This is a genomic window from Micromonospora sp. CPCC 205546, assembly GCF_036902715.1.
Classification (GTDB): Bacteria; Actinomycetota; Actinomycetes; order Mycobacteriales; family Micromonosporaceae; genus Micromonospora.
Window position 1 is genome coordinate 1 of the sequence record NZ_JBAKHL010000078.1, and the last position, 17,204, is coordinate 17,204.

A 17,204-nucleotide genomic window follows, 5' to 3' on the forward strand; every position below is an offset into this window, starting at 1 on the left:
ACCGGCAGGGCGGCGGCCATGGCGGCCGGCTCCGGGGGCACCACCCAGCCCGCCTCGCCCGCCGCCACGCCGGTGGGCAGCGCGACGCGGCCCTGTCCCGGCGCGGCCGTGGCGACGGCGGCCGGGCCGGTGCCGGCGGGCTCGCGGGGAGCGTCGGCACCGACGAGATACGGGATGCCGCCGAGCGCGGTGCCGAGCACCGGACGGCCGGCGGAGAACGCCTCGATGATCACGGTGGGCAGCACGTCGTGCCAGGTGGAGGCGGCGATGATCACCGCGCTGGCCTCGACCGCGGCGCGCACCCCGGCACGGTCCAGCGGCCCGAGGTAGGTCACGTCGGCGCGCTCGGCGGCGGCGGCCTCGGCCAGCGGGCGCAGCTCGCCGTCGCCAGCGATGCGCAGCGGGCCGAGCGCCCCGTCCGGGTGCCGCCGCCAGGCGTCCAGCAGCAGGCCCAGCCCCTTCTCCGGGGAGAGCCGGGCCATGTAGAGGAAGCCGTCGCCGAGCGGCGCGGGAGCCCCCGGGTCGGGGATGCCGTTGGGCTTCACCACGATCCGCTCGGCGGGGATGCCGTAGTCGCGCAGGTGGTCGGCGACCGCCGAGGTGAGCGCGACGAACCGGTCCACCGAGCGCCAGGTGCCCCGGTGCACGGCCAGCGTGGTCGCCATCAGGGCGCTCTGCGCCCGCGAGCCCCGGTAGCAGCGGTGCACGATCGCCGGCACCCCCAGGGCCCGGCCCCGACAGTCCTGGCAGATCATCCCGTCGCGGAAGTAGAGCCCCGAGGAGCAGACCTGGCGGTAGTTGTGCACCGTCTGCACCACCGGCACGCCGTGGCGGTGCGCGGTCCGCACGATCCAGGGCGAGATCAACGGGTACGGGTTGTGCAGGTGCAGCACGTCCGGCCGGCGTTCGGTGATGAGCCGGCTCAGGTCCTCCTGCGCGCGGGGCGCCCAGATCGGCGAGATCGGCAGCAGCGCCTTGGCCGACTTCGACATCGACGGGATCTCGTCCGAGCTACGGATGAACGGCAGCACCTCCACCCCGGCCGCGGTGAGCTGGGCGATCTCCGCGTCGACGATCGTGTTCTCACCGGAGGGCTGAGCCTCCCGGTACCGGTTGTGCGCCACCACGATTCTCACGCAGCTTGCCTTTCGTTCGCGACCGTGCCGGACTCTGCTCGCGACTGCGGGGCTCGCAAGCTCACTCCTCGCACTCGCGGCAGGGACTCGCAAGCTCATTCCTCGCGCTCACGGGAAAGAAGGCTACCGTTGGTTGGTGCCCGAACTACCGGAGGTGGAGGCGCTCGCGGGTCACCTGCGTGAGCGCGCGGTGGGGCGGCGCGTCGACCGGTTGGAGGTCGCCGCGATCAGCGCCCTGAAGACGTACGACCCGGCGCCGACCGCCGCCGCCGGGCGGACCGTGACGGACGCCCGCCGGCACGGCAAGTTCCTCGACGTGGTGCTCGACGGCGAGCTGCACCTGGTGGTCCACCTGGCCCGGGCGGGCTGGCTGCACTACCGGGAGGCGTTTCCGTCCGCCGCCCCGCTGCGCCCCGGCAAGGGCCCGATCGCGCTGCGGGTACGCCTCGACGACGGCTCCGGCTTCGACCTGACCGAGGCCGGCACCCAGAAGAGCCTCGCCGTCCATCTGGTCACCGACCCGCAGGCGGTGCCCGGGGTGGCCCGGCTCGGCCCCGACGCCCTCGCCGCCGACCTGGCCACCTTCACCGAGCGGATGCGCAGCCGCAAGGGCCAGGTCAAGGGAGTACTCACGGACCAGACGCTGCTCAGCGGCGTCGGCAACGCGTACTCCGACGAGATCCTGCACGCGGCGAAGCTGTCGCCGTTCGCGCTGACCCACCGGCTGACCGACGACCAGCTGGCGGCCCTGCACGCGGCGACCCGCCAGGTGCTCGGCGACGCGGTCGCCCGGTCCGTGGGGCAGAAGGCGGCCGAGCTGAAGGGCGAGAAGCGCTCGGGGCTGAAGGTGCACGCCCGTACGGGGCTGCCCTGCCCGGTCTGCGGGGACACCGTCCGCGAGGTCTCGTTCGCCGACTCCAGTCTGCAGTACTGCGCGACCTGCCAGACCGGCGGCAAGCCGCTCGCTGACCGTCGGTTGTCGCGGATCGTACGGTGAGTGACGACACTGCCGACTACGCAACGGAATCGGCCATCCCGCGCCGAAGGTCTGAGTTGCGGCTCTACCGGGGCCGTCATCCATCGGTATAGTGGCTCGGTCCCCGGCTTCTGAAATGGCGCGGAGCCGGCCAGACGCCCGGCGGCACCACACCGGCGCATTGTCCCTCGGGTCTGCGCACGGGTCGGCGCCCGCGTGGGAGACTGGGACGGTGGGCGACCGGGCCCTCACGGTGAGTGAGTGGCACGTGTCATGCGGGAGGACATGGGTGAGGTGACGACAAGCCTCCAGCGCCCGGGAACCAACACAGGCCGGAGCAAACTCGTGCGGCACGTCGACAGCTTCGAGATCCAGCCGCCGGCACCGCCGTCCCACAACGGCGTACCCCGGTCCGCGTGGGCCCGGGCCCGCCGTCGTGTGTCACGTTGGCACCGCCCATACATCACCATCCTGGTCCTGCTCGACTTCGCGGCCGCCGCGGCCGCCAGCCTGATCGCCATCGAGACGTTCGACCAGTCACGGGCGGGCTTCTACAACGCCGAGCAGGACCCGACGTGGTTCCACACGGTGGCGTTCGTGCTCCTGCCGCTCGGCTGGCTCGTCAGCCTCTGGGCCAACCGGGCGTACGACCGGCGCTACCTCGGGCTGGGCCCGGACGAGTACAAGCGGGTGATCCGGGCCGGCGTCGCCGTCGCCGCGACGGTCTCCTTCCTCGCCTTCGCCACGAAGACCGACCTGTCCCGTTACACGGTCGGCACCGCCCTGCTCGCGGCGCTGCTGCTGATCCTGCTGAACCGGATGCTCTGCCGCTTCGTGCTGCACGTGGTCCGGCGCAACATCAGCCAGGCCGGTCACCGGATGGTGCTGATCGGCACCCTGCCGGAGTGCCTGGAGGTCTACACCGCGGTCACCCGCAATCCGGCCGCCGGCCTGATGCCGGTCGCCATCCACATCACCGACGGCTACGCGGCGGCCAAGGGCATCGAGACCCCGGTCCCCGTGTACGCGGGCCGCGACGTCCTCGCCCTGGTCCGGGAGGTCGGCGGCGACACGATCGCGGTCTGCGGCTCGGCGAGCTCCGAGCCGGGCGAGCTGCGCCGGCTGGCCTGGCAGCTGGAGGGCTCCGGCGTCGACCTGGTCGTCGCCCCGCAGCTGACCGACATCGCCGGCCCCCGGGTGCACATCCGCCCGATCGAGGGCCTGCCGCTGCTGCACGTCGAGGAGCCGACCCTCTCCGGGCCGGCGCTGCTGGCCAAGAACCTGATGGACCGGGTGGCCGCCGGGCTCGGCCTGCTGCTGCTGGCCCCGGTCTTCCTGGCCATCGCGATCGCGATCCGGCTCTCCGACCCCGGCCCGGTCTTCTTCCGCCAGCCGCGGGTGGGCCACGAGGGCCGCACCTTCCGGGTCTGGAAGTTCCGCACCATGTACGTCGACGCGGAGGACCGGCTCGCCAGCCTGGTCGACCGGAACGAGACCGACGGCATGCTGTTCAAGATGAAGCAGGATCCCCGGGTCTTCCCGGTGGGCCGCTTCCTGCGGGCCTCGTCGCTGGACGAGCTGCCACAGTTGATCAACGTGCTGAAGGGCGAGATGTCGCTGGTCGGGCCGCGTCCGCTGCCCGCCGACGACGGCGACTTCCTCGGCGACGTGCGCCGCCGGCTGCTGGTCCGGCCGGGCATGACGGGGCTGTGGCAGGTCTCCGGCCGCTCCGACCTGTCCTGGGACGAGGCCGTCCGGCTGGACCTCTACTACGTCGACAACTGGTCGCTGGCGTACGACCTGAGCATCCTGTGGCGCACGGTCGGGGTGGTGCTCGCCCGCAAGGGCGCGTACTGACCCTTGGCGTGCGGGCCGGCAGGGGCCAGGATCGCTGCGTGGGTGGCAACCTCTCGGGCCTCTTCGGCGTCGTCTCGCTGCTCGCCGCGCTGGGTGCGGCCCTGTTCGCGGTGCTCCGGCTGCGCGCGCGGCGGGGCATCGCCACGGCCACCCAGCGGGCCACGTACGAGGTGCTGCACACCGCCGGGCTGGCCGCCGAGCCGCTGCGCGCGGGCCTGAGCGCCGCGAACGCGGCGAAGGCCGTACGCCATCTGCGGGCGCTGGTGGGGGCGGCCGGGCTGGCGCTGACGAACCGGGAGAGCCTGCTCGCCCTCGACGGGCGGGGCGGGCACCACGACGAACAACTGGTCGCGGCGGCCCGGCGGGCGGTGGCGACAGGCCGCTCGACCGTCCTCGGCGAGCCGGAGCTGCCCTGCGACCGGGTGGACTGCCCGGTACGCGGCGCGGTCGTGGCCCCGCTGACCGGCGCGGACGGGCGCCGGGTCGGGGCGCTGGTCGCGGTCGCCGACGGCCAGCCGGAGCCGGGCCTGGTGCAGGCCACCCTGGAGACGGCGCACTGGGCCGGCAACCAGCTCGCCCTGGCCGAGCTGGACTCCTCGCGGGAGCGGCTGGCCCGCGCCGAGGTACGCGCCCTGCGCGCGCAGATCAGCCCGCACTTCATCTACAACGCGCTGACCGCGATCGGCTCGTTCGTCCGCACCGACCCGGACCGGGCCCGGGAGCTGATCCTGGAGTTCGCCGAGTTCACCCGGTACTCGTTCCGGGCGCACGGCGAGTTCACCACGCTGGCCGAGGAGCTGCGCTCGATCGACCGCTACCTGACCATCGAGCGGGCCCGCTTCGGCGACCGGCTCCAGGTGCGCCTCCAGATCGCCCCCGAGGTGCTGCCCGTGACGCTGCCCTTCCTCTGCCTGCAACCGCTGGTCGAGAACGCCGTCCGGCACGGGTTGTCCCGCAAGCCGGGCACGGGCATCGTGAGCATCGAGGCCCGGGACGCGGGCACCGAGTGCCACATCACCGTGGAGGACGACGGAGTGGGGATGGATCCGACCACGCTGACCGCCGGCATCGCCGAGCTGGCCGGCGCCGCCGGGGAGCCGGGCGACGACCCGGGCCAGCACGTCGGGCTCTCCAACGTCGACGAGCGCCTCCGGTCGGTCTTCGGGGACGGCTTCGGCCTGGTCGTCGAGACGGGCCTCGGCTCGGGTACGAAAGTGAGCCTGCGCGTGCCGAAGTTCCACCCCGGCGTACGGGCCGGCTCGTGAACGCGAGGAGTGAGCCGGGTCTGCGAGCCCCGCAGCCGCGAACCGAGGTGCCTCGGTGAACGGCGTGGTGAGCGCAGCCGGGTTCCTGCGGGTGCTGGCCGTCGACGACGAGCCGCCGGCGCTGGACGAGTTGGCGTACCACCTGCGGGCCGACCCGCGGGTGGCCCGGCTGCACACGGCGGGCGACGCGACCGAGGCGCTGCGGGTGCTCCGCGACGGCGACGTGGACGTGGTCTTCCTCGACATCCGGATGCCCGGCCTGGACGGCATGGAGCTGGCCCGGGTGCTGCGCCGCTTCGCCCGGCCGCCGGCGATCGTCTTCGTCACCGCGTACGACGACGGGGCGGTGGACGCGTTCGACCTGGGCGCCACCGACTACGTCCGCAAGCCCGTACGCGCCGAACGGCTCGCCGAGTCGCTGCGCCGGGTGATCGGCGCGCGGGTGGTGCCGTCGCACCCGGCGGCGCTGGCCCGGGCGGAGGAGGATCCGACCATCCCGATCGAGCTGGCGGGCACCACGCGGATGCTGCCCCGCTCGGCGGTGCGCTGGGTGGAGGCGCAGGGCGACTACGCCCGTCTGCACACCGCCGACGGCTCGCACCTCGTCCGGGTGTCGCTGGCGACCCTCGCGGAGCGCTGGGCGGACGCCGGGTTCGTCCGGATCCACCGGTCGTACCTGGTGCAGCTCAAGCTGATCGCCGAGCTGCGGCTGGTCAACTCCGGCTACGTCGTGGTGATCGACTCGGCGGAGCTGCCCGTGAGTCGCCGGCACACCCGCGAGCTGAAGGACAAGCTGGTCCGCGCGGCCAAGCAGGACTGGAACCGCTGACCCCGAATTTATTCGCGGGTCGGGAATACGCGCGCTTGGTCGTACGCTGTACGGTACTTCGTACGACAATTGGAGGCCGCCTTGTCCGACGCCGCGACCGAATTCGACCGCCAGCTCGACCGGCTGGTGGAGCTGGGCTATCCGGCTCTCGCCGAACTGACCGAGGACGCCTTCCGTGACCTGGTCGCGCCGCTGCGCGCGGCGGCCGTCGCCGGCTCGGCCGGCCTGCCCGGCCCGACCGAGGGGCGGGTGCCCTTCCTTCTGGTGATCACCCGCGATCTGGTGCCGGTGGAGGAGCGCGTCGCGCTGACCACCCTGGCCGGCAAGCGGAAGCCGGGCATCGTCGACCGGCACTACGCCGAGGGCGACCTGCCGAAGTTCGACCCGATCAAGGAGCTGGAGGTGCCGGCCGGGCCGGCGTACCTCCTCTTCGACGTCGACCGGGGCGAGGAGACGCTGAACCTGGCGCCCGCCGCCGCCATGGAGGTGATCACCGGCCAGGGCCGGTTGCCGCTCACCATCGACGAGGGGCTCGCCTTCGTCACCCTGCACCCGGAGGCGCTGGCGAAGAACAAGTGCTTCTCGCTGGTCGGCTCCCGCTGCGGCGACAAGCGGGTGCCGGCAATCTGGATCAGCCAGAACGCGCCGAAGCTCGGCTGGTGCTGGTACGGCAACCCGCACACCTGGCTGGGCTCCGCCTCCGCCCGCCCCGAGCGCGTCGGCCTGCCCTGAGCGGTCGCGGGGACGGCCGGGGAGCTGACGCCCAGGCCGTCCCGCGCCCGGTCAGTCCGGGAGAGGAAACCGGGTCCAGGTCACGCCGTCCGTGGTGAGCTGCACGTGGTCCGCGCCGCCCACCGTCATGTCGTCCCGGCCGTAGAGCCAGGCGTACCCCGGGGCGGCGCCGACCCCGCCGTCGCGCCGGTCGTACGCGCGAATCATCTTGAAGCGCCGCCCGGAGTCTCCACTGATCCAGAGTCGCGAGGTGAAGGTGGGCACCTCGTTCTCAACGAGGACGTTGTCCGACTCGGCCACCAGCAGTGCGCCGTCCGAGCCGATGGTGGCCGCCAGCATCTCGGGCGTGTCGGGCAGGTCGGTGCCGACGTCCGCCCAGCTCTTCCCACCATCGGTGGTCCGCAGCAGTTGGACCGGACCCTCCACCGCCATCGGCGACGCACCCGGCGGCGGCGGATTGATCAACAGGTACGCCTCCTGTCCGCTGACCCCGACCACCGCACGCACGTCCGCTCTCTTGGCCGGCCGCCAGGTGTTCCAGGTGGCGCCCCGGTCCACGCTCCGGGCGACCACCATGACGCCGATGTCACCCGGCCAGTAGGTCACCCAGATCGCTCCGTCCACGCTCGGGTAGATGCTGAAGGGCGGATAGGGCGACGGGGGCGTGCCGCCGAGCCGGTACACCGCCCCCGTCGACGGGTCCACGGCCACCGGTTCCCGGAGCGCGCCACAGCCCACATGCGCCTGGCAGAAGACCGGCCGGGCCTTCGCCGGGAAGGCGGACACCGTCACCATCGCCTGCGCCGCGTCCCGCCAGGTGCGGCCGTGGTCGGTGGAGAGCTTCAGCAGATCCCCGTCGCGAACCAGGTAGGAGCGCTGTCCGAGCACCGAGAACTCCGGGATGGCGAGCGGCCTTCCCTCGGCGTCCGCACCGCAGCGGGTGCTGCGGTAGCGGGTCGCCTCGTCGCCGGTCCAACTCCGCCCGCCGTCGTCGGTGTACCTGAACCGCACGGTGGAACATCCCCCGTCGCTGTCCCACACGCCCGCGACGACGCCCGAGTCCGGGCCGGTCAGGAAGAGCTGCCCGCCCCGATCCGGCTTCGCCGGAGGCTGGTCCGGGCCGGCCCAGTCAACCCCCCGGTTGCCGGCAGCCAGGGGCAGGACCGCCATGCTGGCGAAGGCAACGACGAGGGCCAGCGCCAACCCGGCGGTACGCTGCCGGCGGCGGGCCCGGGCGGCCACCCACAGGTCGTCGAGCGAGGGCTGCCGGACGGCGTCGGCGACGGCCTCGACGTCGAACCCGCCGAACTCACGATCGGACATCGATCCTCCCGGTGTGCGTGGTGTCGGTGACGTCGGAGTCGGTGAGCAGCTCCGCGAGCGCCTGCCGGCCCCGCGACAGGCGGGACTTCACCGTGCCGGCGGAGACGCCGAGCGTCGCCGCCACCTCGTCCACCGGCAGGTCGACCAGGTAGTGCAGGGCCAGCGCGTGCCGCTGCCCGTCCGGCAGCCCGCGCAGCGCGGCGAGCAGCGCGAGGTGCTCCGGCGCGCGGTCGGCGACGGCAGGGGGCGGCCCGATCCGGCGCAGCAGCCCGTCGAGCACCCGCCGTCGCCGGTACCGGCTGCGGGCCACGTTCACCGCGACCCGCCGCAGCCACGCCTCCGGGTTCTCCAGCCGGGCGAAGCGCCGGGGTGCGGCGAGCGCCCGGGTGAACGCCTCCTGAACCGCCTCCTGCGCCTCGTTGAGATCCCCGGTCACCGCGTACAACTGGACGACCAGTCGCCGGAAACACCCCGTGTAGACCTCCGAGATCAGATCACCGTCGGACACCGTCACCTCCCTTCTCCACCTCTCCCACTCACCAACGCGGAAGAAGGTTCCGGAGACGGCAGTTCCCACAGAGTTATCCACAGGGGTGACCCGTTCTCCACAGGTTGTCCACAGCCCGGTGTGGACGGCTTGTCCAGCCCCGGACCGCGCCAGGCACAACGCCGGCGCGGCCCTTGACAATCGCGGCGATCGGGCGAGACTGCCGGGGTGGCCGCTGCCGACGATCCCGTCCCCGCGCCCCGGCAGGGCGGGTCCGCAGCGCCCGGAACCCCGGGCCGGCCCGGGGTTCCGGGGCAGCCCACGGCACCCCAGCCCCGGACCCGGATCGTGCTGGCCGAGGTGTCCCGCCGGGAGGACCGGGCGGCACGCACCCGCGCCGAGCTGGCCCAGCAGACCCGCGTCGGCGACGCGCTCGTCCGGGGGCTGGTCCGCGCCCAGTTCGCGCTGGCCCTGCGGCTCTCCCTGGTGGTGGCGATCGGGCTCGGCGGGCTGCCGTGGCTCTTCGCCGTCGCGCCCGCCGTCGGCCGGGTCACCGTGCTCGGCGTCAACCTGCCCTGGCTGCTGCTCGGGGTGGCGTCGTTCCCGTTCCTGATCGCCGTCGGCTGGGCGTACGTGCGGCTGGCCGAGCGCAACGAGCAGGACTTCACCGACCTGGTCCAGCGGCCGGAGCGCTGAGGGTGGGCAACGGCTTCGTCGTACCGGCGATCGTGGCGGTCACCCTGGTCACCGTCGGCATCGGCTTCTACGGGCTGCGGCTGGCGCGGACCACCTCCGACTTCCTGGTCGCCTCGCGGGCGATCAGTCCGACCTGGAACGCCGCCGCGATCGGCGGGGAGTACCTGTCGGCGGCGAGCTTCCTCGGGGTCGCCGGGCTGATCCTCAAGTACGGCGTCGACGTGCTCTGGTATCCCGTCGGCTTCGCCGCCGGCTACCTCGCGCTGCTGCTGTTCGTGGCCGCGCCGCTGCGTCGCTCCGGCGCGTTCACCCTGCCGGACTTCTGCGAGCTGCGACTCGGTTCCCGTCGGCTGCGCATCCTGGCCACCGTCTTCGTGATCTTCATCGGCTGGCTCTACCTCGTGCCACAGCTCCAGGGGGCGGGGCTGACGCTGGCCACGGTGACCGGCTCGCCGTACCCGTTGGGGGCCCTGCTGGTGGCCGTGGTGGTCACCGCGAACGTCGCGCTCGGCGGCATGCGCGCGATCACCTTCGTGCAGGCCTTCCAGTACTGGCTGAAGCTGACCGCGCTGGCCGTACCGGCGGTCTTCCTGGCCCTGCAGTGGCAGGCCGACGCCCGCCCGGCGGTGACCCCGCCCGACGGGCCGACGTTCCGGACCGCGACCACCGTCGTGGTCGAGCACCGCGCGACCCTCGCCCTCGCCGACGGTCGGACCGTCGAGGTACGCCCCGGCGACGAGCTGCCCTTCGCCGCCGGCGACCCGGTGCCGGAGGTCTCCGGGGTGGCCACGGACGCCGCCGACTGGCTGCTGCCCAGCGCCGCCGGGGACGACGACCGGGGCCTGTTCGCCACCTACTCACTGATCCTGGCGACGTTCCTCGGCACCATGGGGCTGCCGCACGTGCTGGTCCGCTTCTACACCAACCCCGACGGGGCCGCCGCCCGCCGCACCACGCTGGTGGTGCTCGCCCTGGTGGGGGCGTTCTACCTGCTGCCCACCGTCTACGGGGTGCTGGGCCGGATCTACACCCCGCAGCTGCTGCTGAGCGGGCAGACCGACGCGGTGGTGGTGCTGCTGCCCGGCGCGGCGCTCGGCGACGGCACCACCGGCCGGCTGCTCGCCGCGCTGGTCGCGGCCGGCGCGTTCGCGGCCTTCCTCTCCACCTCGTCGGGGCTGCTCACCAGCGTCGCCGGGGTCATCTCGACGGACGTGCTGGGGCGGGGCTCGGTACGCGGCTTCCGCCTCGCCACGGTGATCGCCGGGGCCGTGCCGGCCGTCCTCGCGCTCCACCTCGCGGGCCTGGACGTGTCCCAGGTCGTCGGGCTGGCCTTCGCGGTCGCCGCGTCCAGCTTCTGCCCCCTGCTGGTGCTCGGCATCTGGTGGCGTGGCCTGACCGACCTCGGCGCCGCCGCCGGGATCCTGGTCGGCGGTGGCGCCGCTGTCGGTGCGGTGCTGGTCACGGTGCTCGGCCCGCCGCTGTCCGGCTGGCCCGCGACGCTCACCGCGCAACCGGCCGCCTGGACGGTGCCGCTCGCCTTCGCCGTGATGGTGGCGGTCTCGGTGGCGACCCGCCGCCGGGCGCCGGCCGACGTCGGCGCCACCATGCTCCGCCTGCACGCCCCGGAGGCGCTCCGCCTGTGAGGGCGGTGGTCGCCCCGGGCGACGAGGCGGTCGTACGGGGGTACGACTCGGGGATGACCGGGGATCATCCTGCGGCCGGAGCGGCGGCTGGCCTCGGCCGGATACCGTCGACGCATGACTGCTGAGCACCCGGCTCTCTCCCTGCGTGGCCTGGCGAAACAGTTCGACGGCAAGGTCGCGGTGGCCGGTGTCGACCTCGACGTGCCGGCCGGCTCCTTCTACGGCCTGCTCGGCCCCAACGGGGCGGGCAAGACCACCACCCTGTCGATGGCGGTCGGGCTGCTCAGGCCGGACGCCGGCGGCGCCCGGGTGCTCGGTCACGACGTCTGGGCCGACCCGGTGCGGGCGAAGCAGCTGCTCGGCGTGATGCCCGACGGCGTACGGCTCTTCGACCGGCTCAGCGGCGCGGAGCTGCTCGCGTACCACGGCCTGTTGCGGGGGATGGACCCGGCGGTGGTCGACCAGCGGGCGGCGGAGCTGCTGGACGTGCTCGCGCTCGGCGACGCCGGCCGGACCCTGGTGGTCGACTACTCGGCGGGCATGAAGAAGAAGATCGGCCTGGCCTGCGCGCTGCTGCACGGCCCCCGGCTGCTGGTGCTGGACGAGCCCTTCGAGGCGGTCGACCCGGTCTCGGCGGCGCTGATCCGGGACATCCTGCACCGCTACGTGACCGGGGGCGGCACCGTCGTCTTCTCCAGCCACGTGATGGAGGTCGTCGAGCGGCTCTGCTCGCACGTGGCGATCCTCGCGGCGGGCATCATCAAGCGGGTCGGCCCCCTCGACGAGGTGCGCGGCGGGCGCTCGCTGGAGCAGGTGTTCGTCGAGGTGGTCGGCGGCCGTACGGCGACCGGCGAGGAGTTGGCGTGGCTGTCGCGGTGACCGAACCGACCGTCTCCGTCCCGCCCGCCCGGCCGGTCTCCGCCCGGCACTTCGTCCGGCTCAAGCTGCGGGTGATGGGCAACAACTTCCGGGGCCAGGGCTGGCGGGTCGCCCTCTTCGTGGGCGGCGCGGTGTTCGGGCTCTGGTTGGCCGGCACCGGCTTCTTCCTCTTCGCCGCGCCCGGCCTGGCCGACCAGAGCCGCTACGCGCTCATGGTCGCCGCCTTCGGCGGTGGCCTGACGGTGCTCGGCTGGCTGCTGCTGCCGCTGGTCTTCTTCGGGGTGGACGAGACGCTGGATCCGGCGAGGTTCGCGCTGCTGCCGCTGCCCCGCCGCACGCTCGTCACCGGGCTGTTCGCCGCCGCCCTGGTCAGCGTCCCCGCGGTCGCGATGCTGCTGGCACTGTGCGGGCTGGTGGTCACCGCCGGCCTACTGGGTGGCTGGTCGGCCGCCGCGGTCGCCCTCGTCGGGGTGGTCGCCGGGCTGTTGCTCTGCGTCGCGGCGGCCCGGGCGGTGACCAGCGCCTTCGCCACCGCGCTGCGGTCGCGCCGGGTCCGTGACCTGGCCGCCGTGCTGCTCGCCGTGCTCGCCGCGCTGCTCGGGCCGTTGCAGCTGCTGGGCATCGCCGCACTCTCCGACACCGACTGGGACCGCCTCCAGGGGGTCGCCGAGGTGGTCGGCTGGACGCCGTTCGGCGCCGCCTGGACGGCCGGCATCGACGTGGCCGAGGGTCGGGTCTGGGCCGCGCCGGTGAAGCTGCTGATCACGGCGGCGACGATCGTCGCGCTGTTGGCCTGGTGGTCCCGCTCGCTCGAGTCCGCGATGGTGGGCGCGGCCACCGCCGGGCCGGCCCGCGCCCAGCGCGCCACGACCGGCGGGGCGGTCGCCCAGCTCTTCCCGAAGGCCCTCGCCCGGGCCCGGCGAGACCGGTTCGGGGCCCTCGTCGCCCGGGAGGCCCGCTACTGGTGGCGGGACGCCAGGCGCCGGGCCAACCTGATCACCGTCGCGGTCGTCGGTCTCTTCGTGCCGGTCATGGTCAACCTGGGCGGCTCGGGCTTCACCATCGACAGCGCGGAGGGCTTCACGGCCAGCCTCGACTCGTCCCCGCTGCTGTCGAGCGTGTCCATGCTCTTCGTCGGGCTGCTCGCCGCCGTCACCGTGGCCAACCAGTTCGGTTTCGACGGCAGCGCGTACGCGGCGAACGTGGTCGCTGGCGTCTCCGGCCAGCAGGAGCTACGCGCCCGGATGGCCGCGTTCTCGCTCTACGTGCTGCCGATGCTGGCGGTGATCTCCGTGGTCGTCGCGGTGGTCCTCGGCGAGCCCGGCTGGATCGGGCTGATGGCGGGCACCCTGTTCGCCACGTACGGCGCGGGGCTGGCGGTGAACGGCTTCGTCTCGGTACTCGGGGCGTACTCGCTGCCGGAGACGAGCAACCCGTTCGCGTTGAACACCGGTGCCGGCATCGCGAAGAGCTTCCTCACCCTGCTGGCGATGCTCGCCACGGCGGTGGCGGCGGTGCCGATGGTGGTGGCCGCCGGGCTGCTCGGCGACGTCTGGCTCTGGCTGGCGCTGCCGCTCGGGGCCGCGTACGGCCTGGGTGCGGCGCTGCTCGGCGCGTACCTGGCCGGCGACGTGCTGGACCGCCGGATGCCGGAGCTGCTCGCCACGGTGACCCCCCGCCGCTGAGAACGGACCCGTCACGCCGCAACCTCCCGTACGGGCATGGGGTGTGCTGGTCAGACGCCGCACCGTTCGGGGCGGCGGACCAGCAGGGGAGGCGCCACGGTGGGGGTGCGGCAGTTCTTGGCGCTTGCCGGTCGGCGGCACAATGGCCTGATGCCCGTCGTCGAAGCCGTGATCACCGTGCCGGTCCCGCCCGAGCTGGCCTTCGCGGTCTCCCAGACCACGGCGCCGGTGCGCTACCGCTGGGACCCGTTCGTGCGCGAGCAGCACTTCACCGACGGGGCGACCCGGCCCGGCAAGGGGGTGCGCACCTTCACCCGGTCCCGGCACGGCCTGGCGATGGTGAGCGAGTACGTCTCCTGGGCTCCGCCGAGCCACGTCGGGATGAAGATGGTGCGCGGGCCGTGGTTCTTCGAGATGTTTGCCGGCGGCTGGCGGTTCGCGCCCGCCCCGGAGCCCGGCCACGCGATCGCCACCTGGCGGTACAGCTTCCGCTGCCGGCCCGCGTTCCTGCGCCCGGTCGCCGACCGGATCGGGTCCTGGCTGCTCGGCCGCGACATCCGCCGCCGGATCGCCGGGTACGCCGCCGGCTGCGCGGACCCGGAGGTGCTGGCCGCCGCCCGCCGGTCCCTGGCCGCCGAGGACTGACCCGGGCGAGGAACGGCCCCTGGAGGGGCACAGGACGTCCAAGATCTCCTGGTGACGGTGGAGGACCACGAAAGGGCGTGCGCCCCGTTCGAGGGCCGTTCCGATACGGGCCTGACCGTAGTTCATCGACGGCTGCCGGGCGGTCGTCGAAGTTTCGCCGTCCGTCGACGCCAGGGACCACATCCGGGCTCGTCGGGGCGGGGCAGGCCGCACAATGTTTCACGTGAATCATGAGCCGGGTGCCGAGATCCACCACATCGACCCGTTCGCCGTGCCCGCCGACCGGCGCTCGCCCGTACGCCGGCTGCGGGGTCGGCTGGCGTCGCCGGTGACGCTCTGGACGGCGCCGGAGCCGGCGGGCCTGACGGTCTCCTCCACGCTGGTCGCGGAGGGCGAGCCGGACCGGCTGCTCGGCCTGGTCGACCCGGAGTCCGACCTGTGGGCGGCGCTCGAGTCCGCCGGCCGCTTCGCGGTGACGCCGCTCGGCCCGTCGCACCGGCAGCTCGCCGACCGGTTCGCGGGCCTCTTCCCGGCCCCCGGCGGCCTGTTCGCCACCGGCGCGTGGACCGACACCCCCTACGGCCCGATGCCGGCCGACGCCGGCGGCTGGGCGGGGTGCCGGCTCGACACCGCCCGCGAGTACGGCTGGGGCCTGCTGGTGGAGGCCACCATCGAGGCCGTCGAGCTGACCGGGGAGACGGACCCGCTGCTGCACTACCGGGGCCGCTACCGCGAGCTGACCTGACCTGAGGCTGGCGGGGGTCGGTCGACCGGTGTCCCGGCGGCGGCGACCGGGCGACCGCTCGGCCCACCCGGGCCGCGCCCGTGACCGGTGAACGGAGTGAGCTGCGTCACTCGGCGCAGCGACCGTGCCGTTCGGCGCAGCCGCCGACCGACGTCGATCCCACCCCTTCCCGGGCGGGGAGCGCGCTTCCTACCGTGCGCGAAACTCCCCACGCCTGTGAAGGTGGTGATCCACAGATGTCCACGGACACACCCGCGTCCACGCCCCCCGCCTCGGCGGCGGACCGGTACCTGGCCGTACAACGGTCGGACGAGTTCGCCGGGTTGCGGCGCACGCTGCGCGGCTTCGTCTTCCCGATGACCGTCGCGTTCTTCCTGTGGTACGCGCTCTACGTGATCCTGTCCGCGTACGCGCGGGGCTTCATGGGCACGAAGCTCTTCGGCAGCAACATCAACGTCGCCCTCGTCTTCGGCCTGCTCCAGTTCGTCTCCACCTTCCTCATCGCCTGGCTCTACTCCCGCTTCGCCGACCGGAAGATCGACCCGGTCGCCGACCGGATCCGCGCCGAGATCGGGGAGGTGGGCCATGACCACGGTCCTCGCGGCTGAGGCGGGCAGCACCACCGCCCGCAACCTCACCATCACGCTCTTCCTGGTCTTCGTGGCGGTGACCCTGGCCATCACCATCTGGGCCAGCCGGCAGACCAAGACGGCCACCGACTTCTACGCCGGCGGCCGGTCCTTCTCCGGCTTCCAGAACGGCATGGCCATCGGCGGCGACTACATGTCGGCCGCCTCGTTCCTCGGCATCGCCGGCATCATCGCCCTCTACGGCTACGACGGCTTCCTCTACTCGATCGGCTTCCTGGTCGCCTGGCTGGTGGCGCTGCTGCTGGTCGCGGAGCTGCTGCGGAACTCCGGCCGGTACACGATGGCCGACGTGCTGGCCTTCCGGATGCGCCAGCGCCCGGTGCGGACCGCCGCGGCCGTCTCCACCATCACGGTGTCGATCTTCTACCTGCTGGCCCAGATGGTCGGTGCGGGCGCGCTCGTGGCGCTGCTGCTGGGCATCAAGCCGGGCACCACCTTCCTCGGCATGGACGCCGACGCCGCCAAGATCGCGACCATCGTCATGGTCGGCGCTCTCATGATCGTCTACGTCACGGTGGGCGGCATGAAGGGCACCACCTACGTGCAGATCGTCAAGGCGTTCCTGCTGATGGGCGGCGCGCTGGTGATGACCCTGCTGGTGCTGGCGAAGTACAAGTTCAACCTGTCGTCGCTGCTCGGTGACGCCGCCTCCGCCTCCGGCAAGGGGGACGCCTTCCTCGAGCCGTGTCTGCGCTACTGCCAGGAGGTGGCCGGCAACCCGACGCAGACCTTCTACAACAAGGTGGATCTGCTCTCGCTCGGCATCGCGCTGGTGCTCGGCACGGCCGGCCTGCCGCACATCCTGATCCGCTTCTACACCGTGCCGACCGCCAGGGCGGCCCGCAAGAGCGTGCTCTGGGCGATCGGCATCATCGGCACCTTCTACCTGCTCACCCTGGCCCTCGGCTTCGGCGCGGCGGCCCTGGTGGGTGGTCAGGCGATCACCGCGCAGGACAAGGCCGGCAACACCGCCGCGCCGCAGCTCGCGGAGGCACTGGGCATCGAGTTCCTCGGTGGCGACCTGGGCGGGGCGACCCTGCTGGCGATCATCGCGGCGGTCGCCTTCGCCACGATCCTGGCGGTCGTGGCGGGCCTCACCCTGGCCTCCTCGTCCAGCCTGGCGCACGACTTCTACGCCAACGTGATCAAGGACGGGACGGCGTCCGAGCGGCAGGAGGTACGCGTCGCCCGGGTCTCCGCCCTGGTGATCGGCGCGATCTCGATCGTGCTGTCGATCTTCGCGCAGAACCTGAACGTCGCCTTCCTGGTGGCGTTGGCCTTCGCGGTGGCCGCCTCGGGCAACCTGCCGGCGATCCTCTACAGCCTGTTCTGGCGGCGGTACAACACCTCGGGCGCGGTGTGGGCCATCTACGGTGGCCTGCTCTCCGCCGTCCTGCTGGTGTTCTTCTCGCCGGTGGTCTCCGGCGCACCCACCTCGATGTTCCCCGAGCAGGACTGGCAGTGGTTCCCGCTGTCCAACCCGGGCATCCTGTCCATCCCGTTCGGCTTCCTGTGCGGCTGGATCGGCACCGTCATCTCCAAGGAGCACGACGAGGAGAAGTACGCGGAGTTGGAGGTCCGCGCCATCACCGGCGCCGGCGCCCACTGACGAGCACGACGCGGGGAAGGAGCCCTCGTCGACGAGGGCTCCTTCCT

15 protein-coding genes and 1 pseudogene are annotated in these 17,204 nt (G+C 73.1%); 13 read left to right on the forward strand and 3 right to left on the reverse strand.

The window, feature by feature from the left end:
- Positions 1 to 1,136 (reverse strand): glycosyltransferase (locus V6U77_RS25730; protein ID WP_334609278.1); only part of this gene is annotated, 1,136 nt, incomplete at its 3' end.
- Between the two features lie 136 nt (positions 1,137 to 1,272).
- Between V6U77_RS25730 and V6U77_RS25735 the strand changes: the two genes are divergently transcribed.
- From V6U77_RS25735 to V6U77_RS25755, 5 genes are all read left to right on the forward strand, one after another.
- Positions 1,273 to 2,133, forward strand: coding sequence for an Fpg/Nei family DNA glycosylase (locus V6U77_RS25735; RefSeq protein WP_334609279.1), 861 nt, complete (start codon positions 1,273 to 1,275; stop codon positions 2,131 to 2,133).
- Between the two features lie 264 nt (positions 2,134 to 2,397).
- Positions 2,398 to 3,969, forward strand: a complete 1,572-nt coding sequence (locus tag V6U77_RS25740; protein ID WP_334609303.1) for a sugar transferase — start codon at positions 2,398 to 2,400, stop codon at positions 3,967 to 3,969.
- A gap of 38 nt (positions 3,970 to 4,007) precedes the next feature.
- The gene (locus tag V6U77_RS25745) at positions 4,008 to 5,234 is read left to right on the forward strand and encodes a sensor histidine kinase (protein WP_334609280.1); all 1,227 of its coding nucleotides are present in this window, start codon (positions 4,008 to 4,010) and stop codon (positions 5,232 to 5,234) included.
- 67 nt (positions 5,235 to 5,301) lie between these two features.
- Positions 5,302 to 6,063 carry a LytR/AlgR family response regulator transcription factor gene (locus V6U77_RS25750; RefSeq protein WP_334609304.1) on the forward strand — a complete coding sequence of 254 codons (762 nt, stop codon included), beginning with the start codon at positions 5,302 to 5,304 and terminating at the stop codon, positions 6,061 to 6,063.
- 81 nt (positions 6,064 to 6,144) lie between these two features.
- Positions 6,145 to 6,795, forward strand: a complete 651-nt coding sequence (locus tag V6U77_RS25755; protein WP_334609281.1) for a DUF5701 family protein — start codon at positions 6,145 to 6,147, stop codon at positions 6,793 to 6,795.
- 51 nt (positions 6,796 to 6,846) lie between these two features.
- Here V6U77_RS25755 and V6U77_RS25760 read toward each other — a convergent pair whose 3' ends face one another.
- Together V6U77_RS25760 and V6U77_RS25765 are read right to left on the reverse strand one after the other, a co-directional pair.
- Positions 6,847 to 8,118: a sialidase family protein gene (locus tag V6U77_RS25760; RefSeq protein ID WP_334609283.1), complete on the reverse strand. Its 1,272-nt coding sequence runs from the start codon at positions 8,116 to 8,118 to the stop codon at positions 6,847 to 6,849.
- Positions 8,105 to 8,626 carry an RNA polymerase sigma factor gene (locus V6U77_RS25765; protein ID WP_334609284.1) on the reverse strand — a complete coding sequence of 174 codons (522 nt, stop codon included), beginning with the start codon at positions 8,624 to 8,626 and terminating at the stop codon, positions 8,105 to 8,107. The genes V6U77_RS25760 and V6U77_RS25765 overlap by 14 nt, the downstream gene beginning before the upstream one ends.
- Before the next feature lie 324 nt (positions 8,627 to 8,950).
- Here V6U77_RS25765 and V6U77_RS25770 point away from each other — a divergent pair, with 324 nt between their 5' ends.
- From V6U77_RS25770 to V6U77_RS25805, 8 genes and pseudogenes are all read left to right on the forward strand, one after another.
- The gene (locus tag V6U77_RS25770) at positions 8,951 to 9,301 is read left to right on the forward strand and encodes a hypothetical protein (protein WP_334609305.1); all 351 of its coding nucleotides are present in this window, start codon (positions 8,951 to 8,953) and stop codon (positions 9,299 to 9,301) included.
- A 2-nt stretch (positions 9,302 to 9,303) separates the two neighbouring features.
- Positions 9,304 to 10,944, forward strand: a complete 1,641-nt coding sequence (locus tag V6U77_RS25775; protein WP_334609285.1) for a sodium/solute symporter — start codon at positions 9,304 to 9,306, stop codon at positions 10,942 to 10,944.
- 114 nt (positions 10,945 to 11,058) lie between these two features.
- Positions 11,059 to 11,823, forward strand: a complete 765-nt coding sequence (locus tag V6U77_RS25780; protein ID WP_334609286.1) for an ABC transporter ATP-binding protein — start codon at positions 11,059 to 11,061, stop codon at positions 11,821 to 11,823.
- The gene (locus V6U77_RS25785) at positions 11,808 to 13,508 is read left to right on the forward strand and encodes an ABC transporter permease (protein ID WP_334609287.1); all 1,701 of its coding nucleotides are present in this window, start codon (positions 11,808 to 11,810) and stop codon (positions 13,506 to 13,508) included. The genes V6U77_RS25780 and V6U77_RS25785 overlap by 16 nt, the downstream gene beginning before the upstream one ends.
- 150 nt (positions 13,509 to 13,658) lie before the next feature.
- Entirely contained in the window at positions 13,659 to 14,153 is a 495-nt protein-coding gene (locus V6U77_RS25790) for an SRPBCC family protein (RefSeq protein ID WP_334609288.1), read from the forward strand.
- Between the two features lie 193 nt (positions 14,154 to 14,346).
- Positions 14,347 to 14,898: pseudogene (locus tag V6U77_RS25795) on the forward strand (flavin reductase family protein); the annotation flags it as partial.
- A 236-nt stretch (positions 14,899 to 15,134) separates the two neighbouring features.
- Entirely contained in the window at positions 15,135 to 15,506 is a 372-nt protein-coding gene (locus V6U77_RS25800) for a DUF485 domain-containing protein (RefSeq protein ID WP_334609289.1), read from the forward strand.
- Complete coding sequence (locus tag V6U77_RS25805) at positions 15,484 to 17,157, forward strand: solute symporter family protein (RefSeq protein WP_334609290.1); 1,674 nt, start codon at positions 15,484 to 15,486, stop codon at positions 17,155 to 17,157. The genes V6U77_RS25800 and V6U77_RS25805 overlap by 23 nt, the downstream gene beginning before the upstream one ends.
- Positions 17,158 to 17,204: the final 47 nt, after the last annotated feature.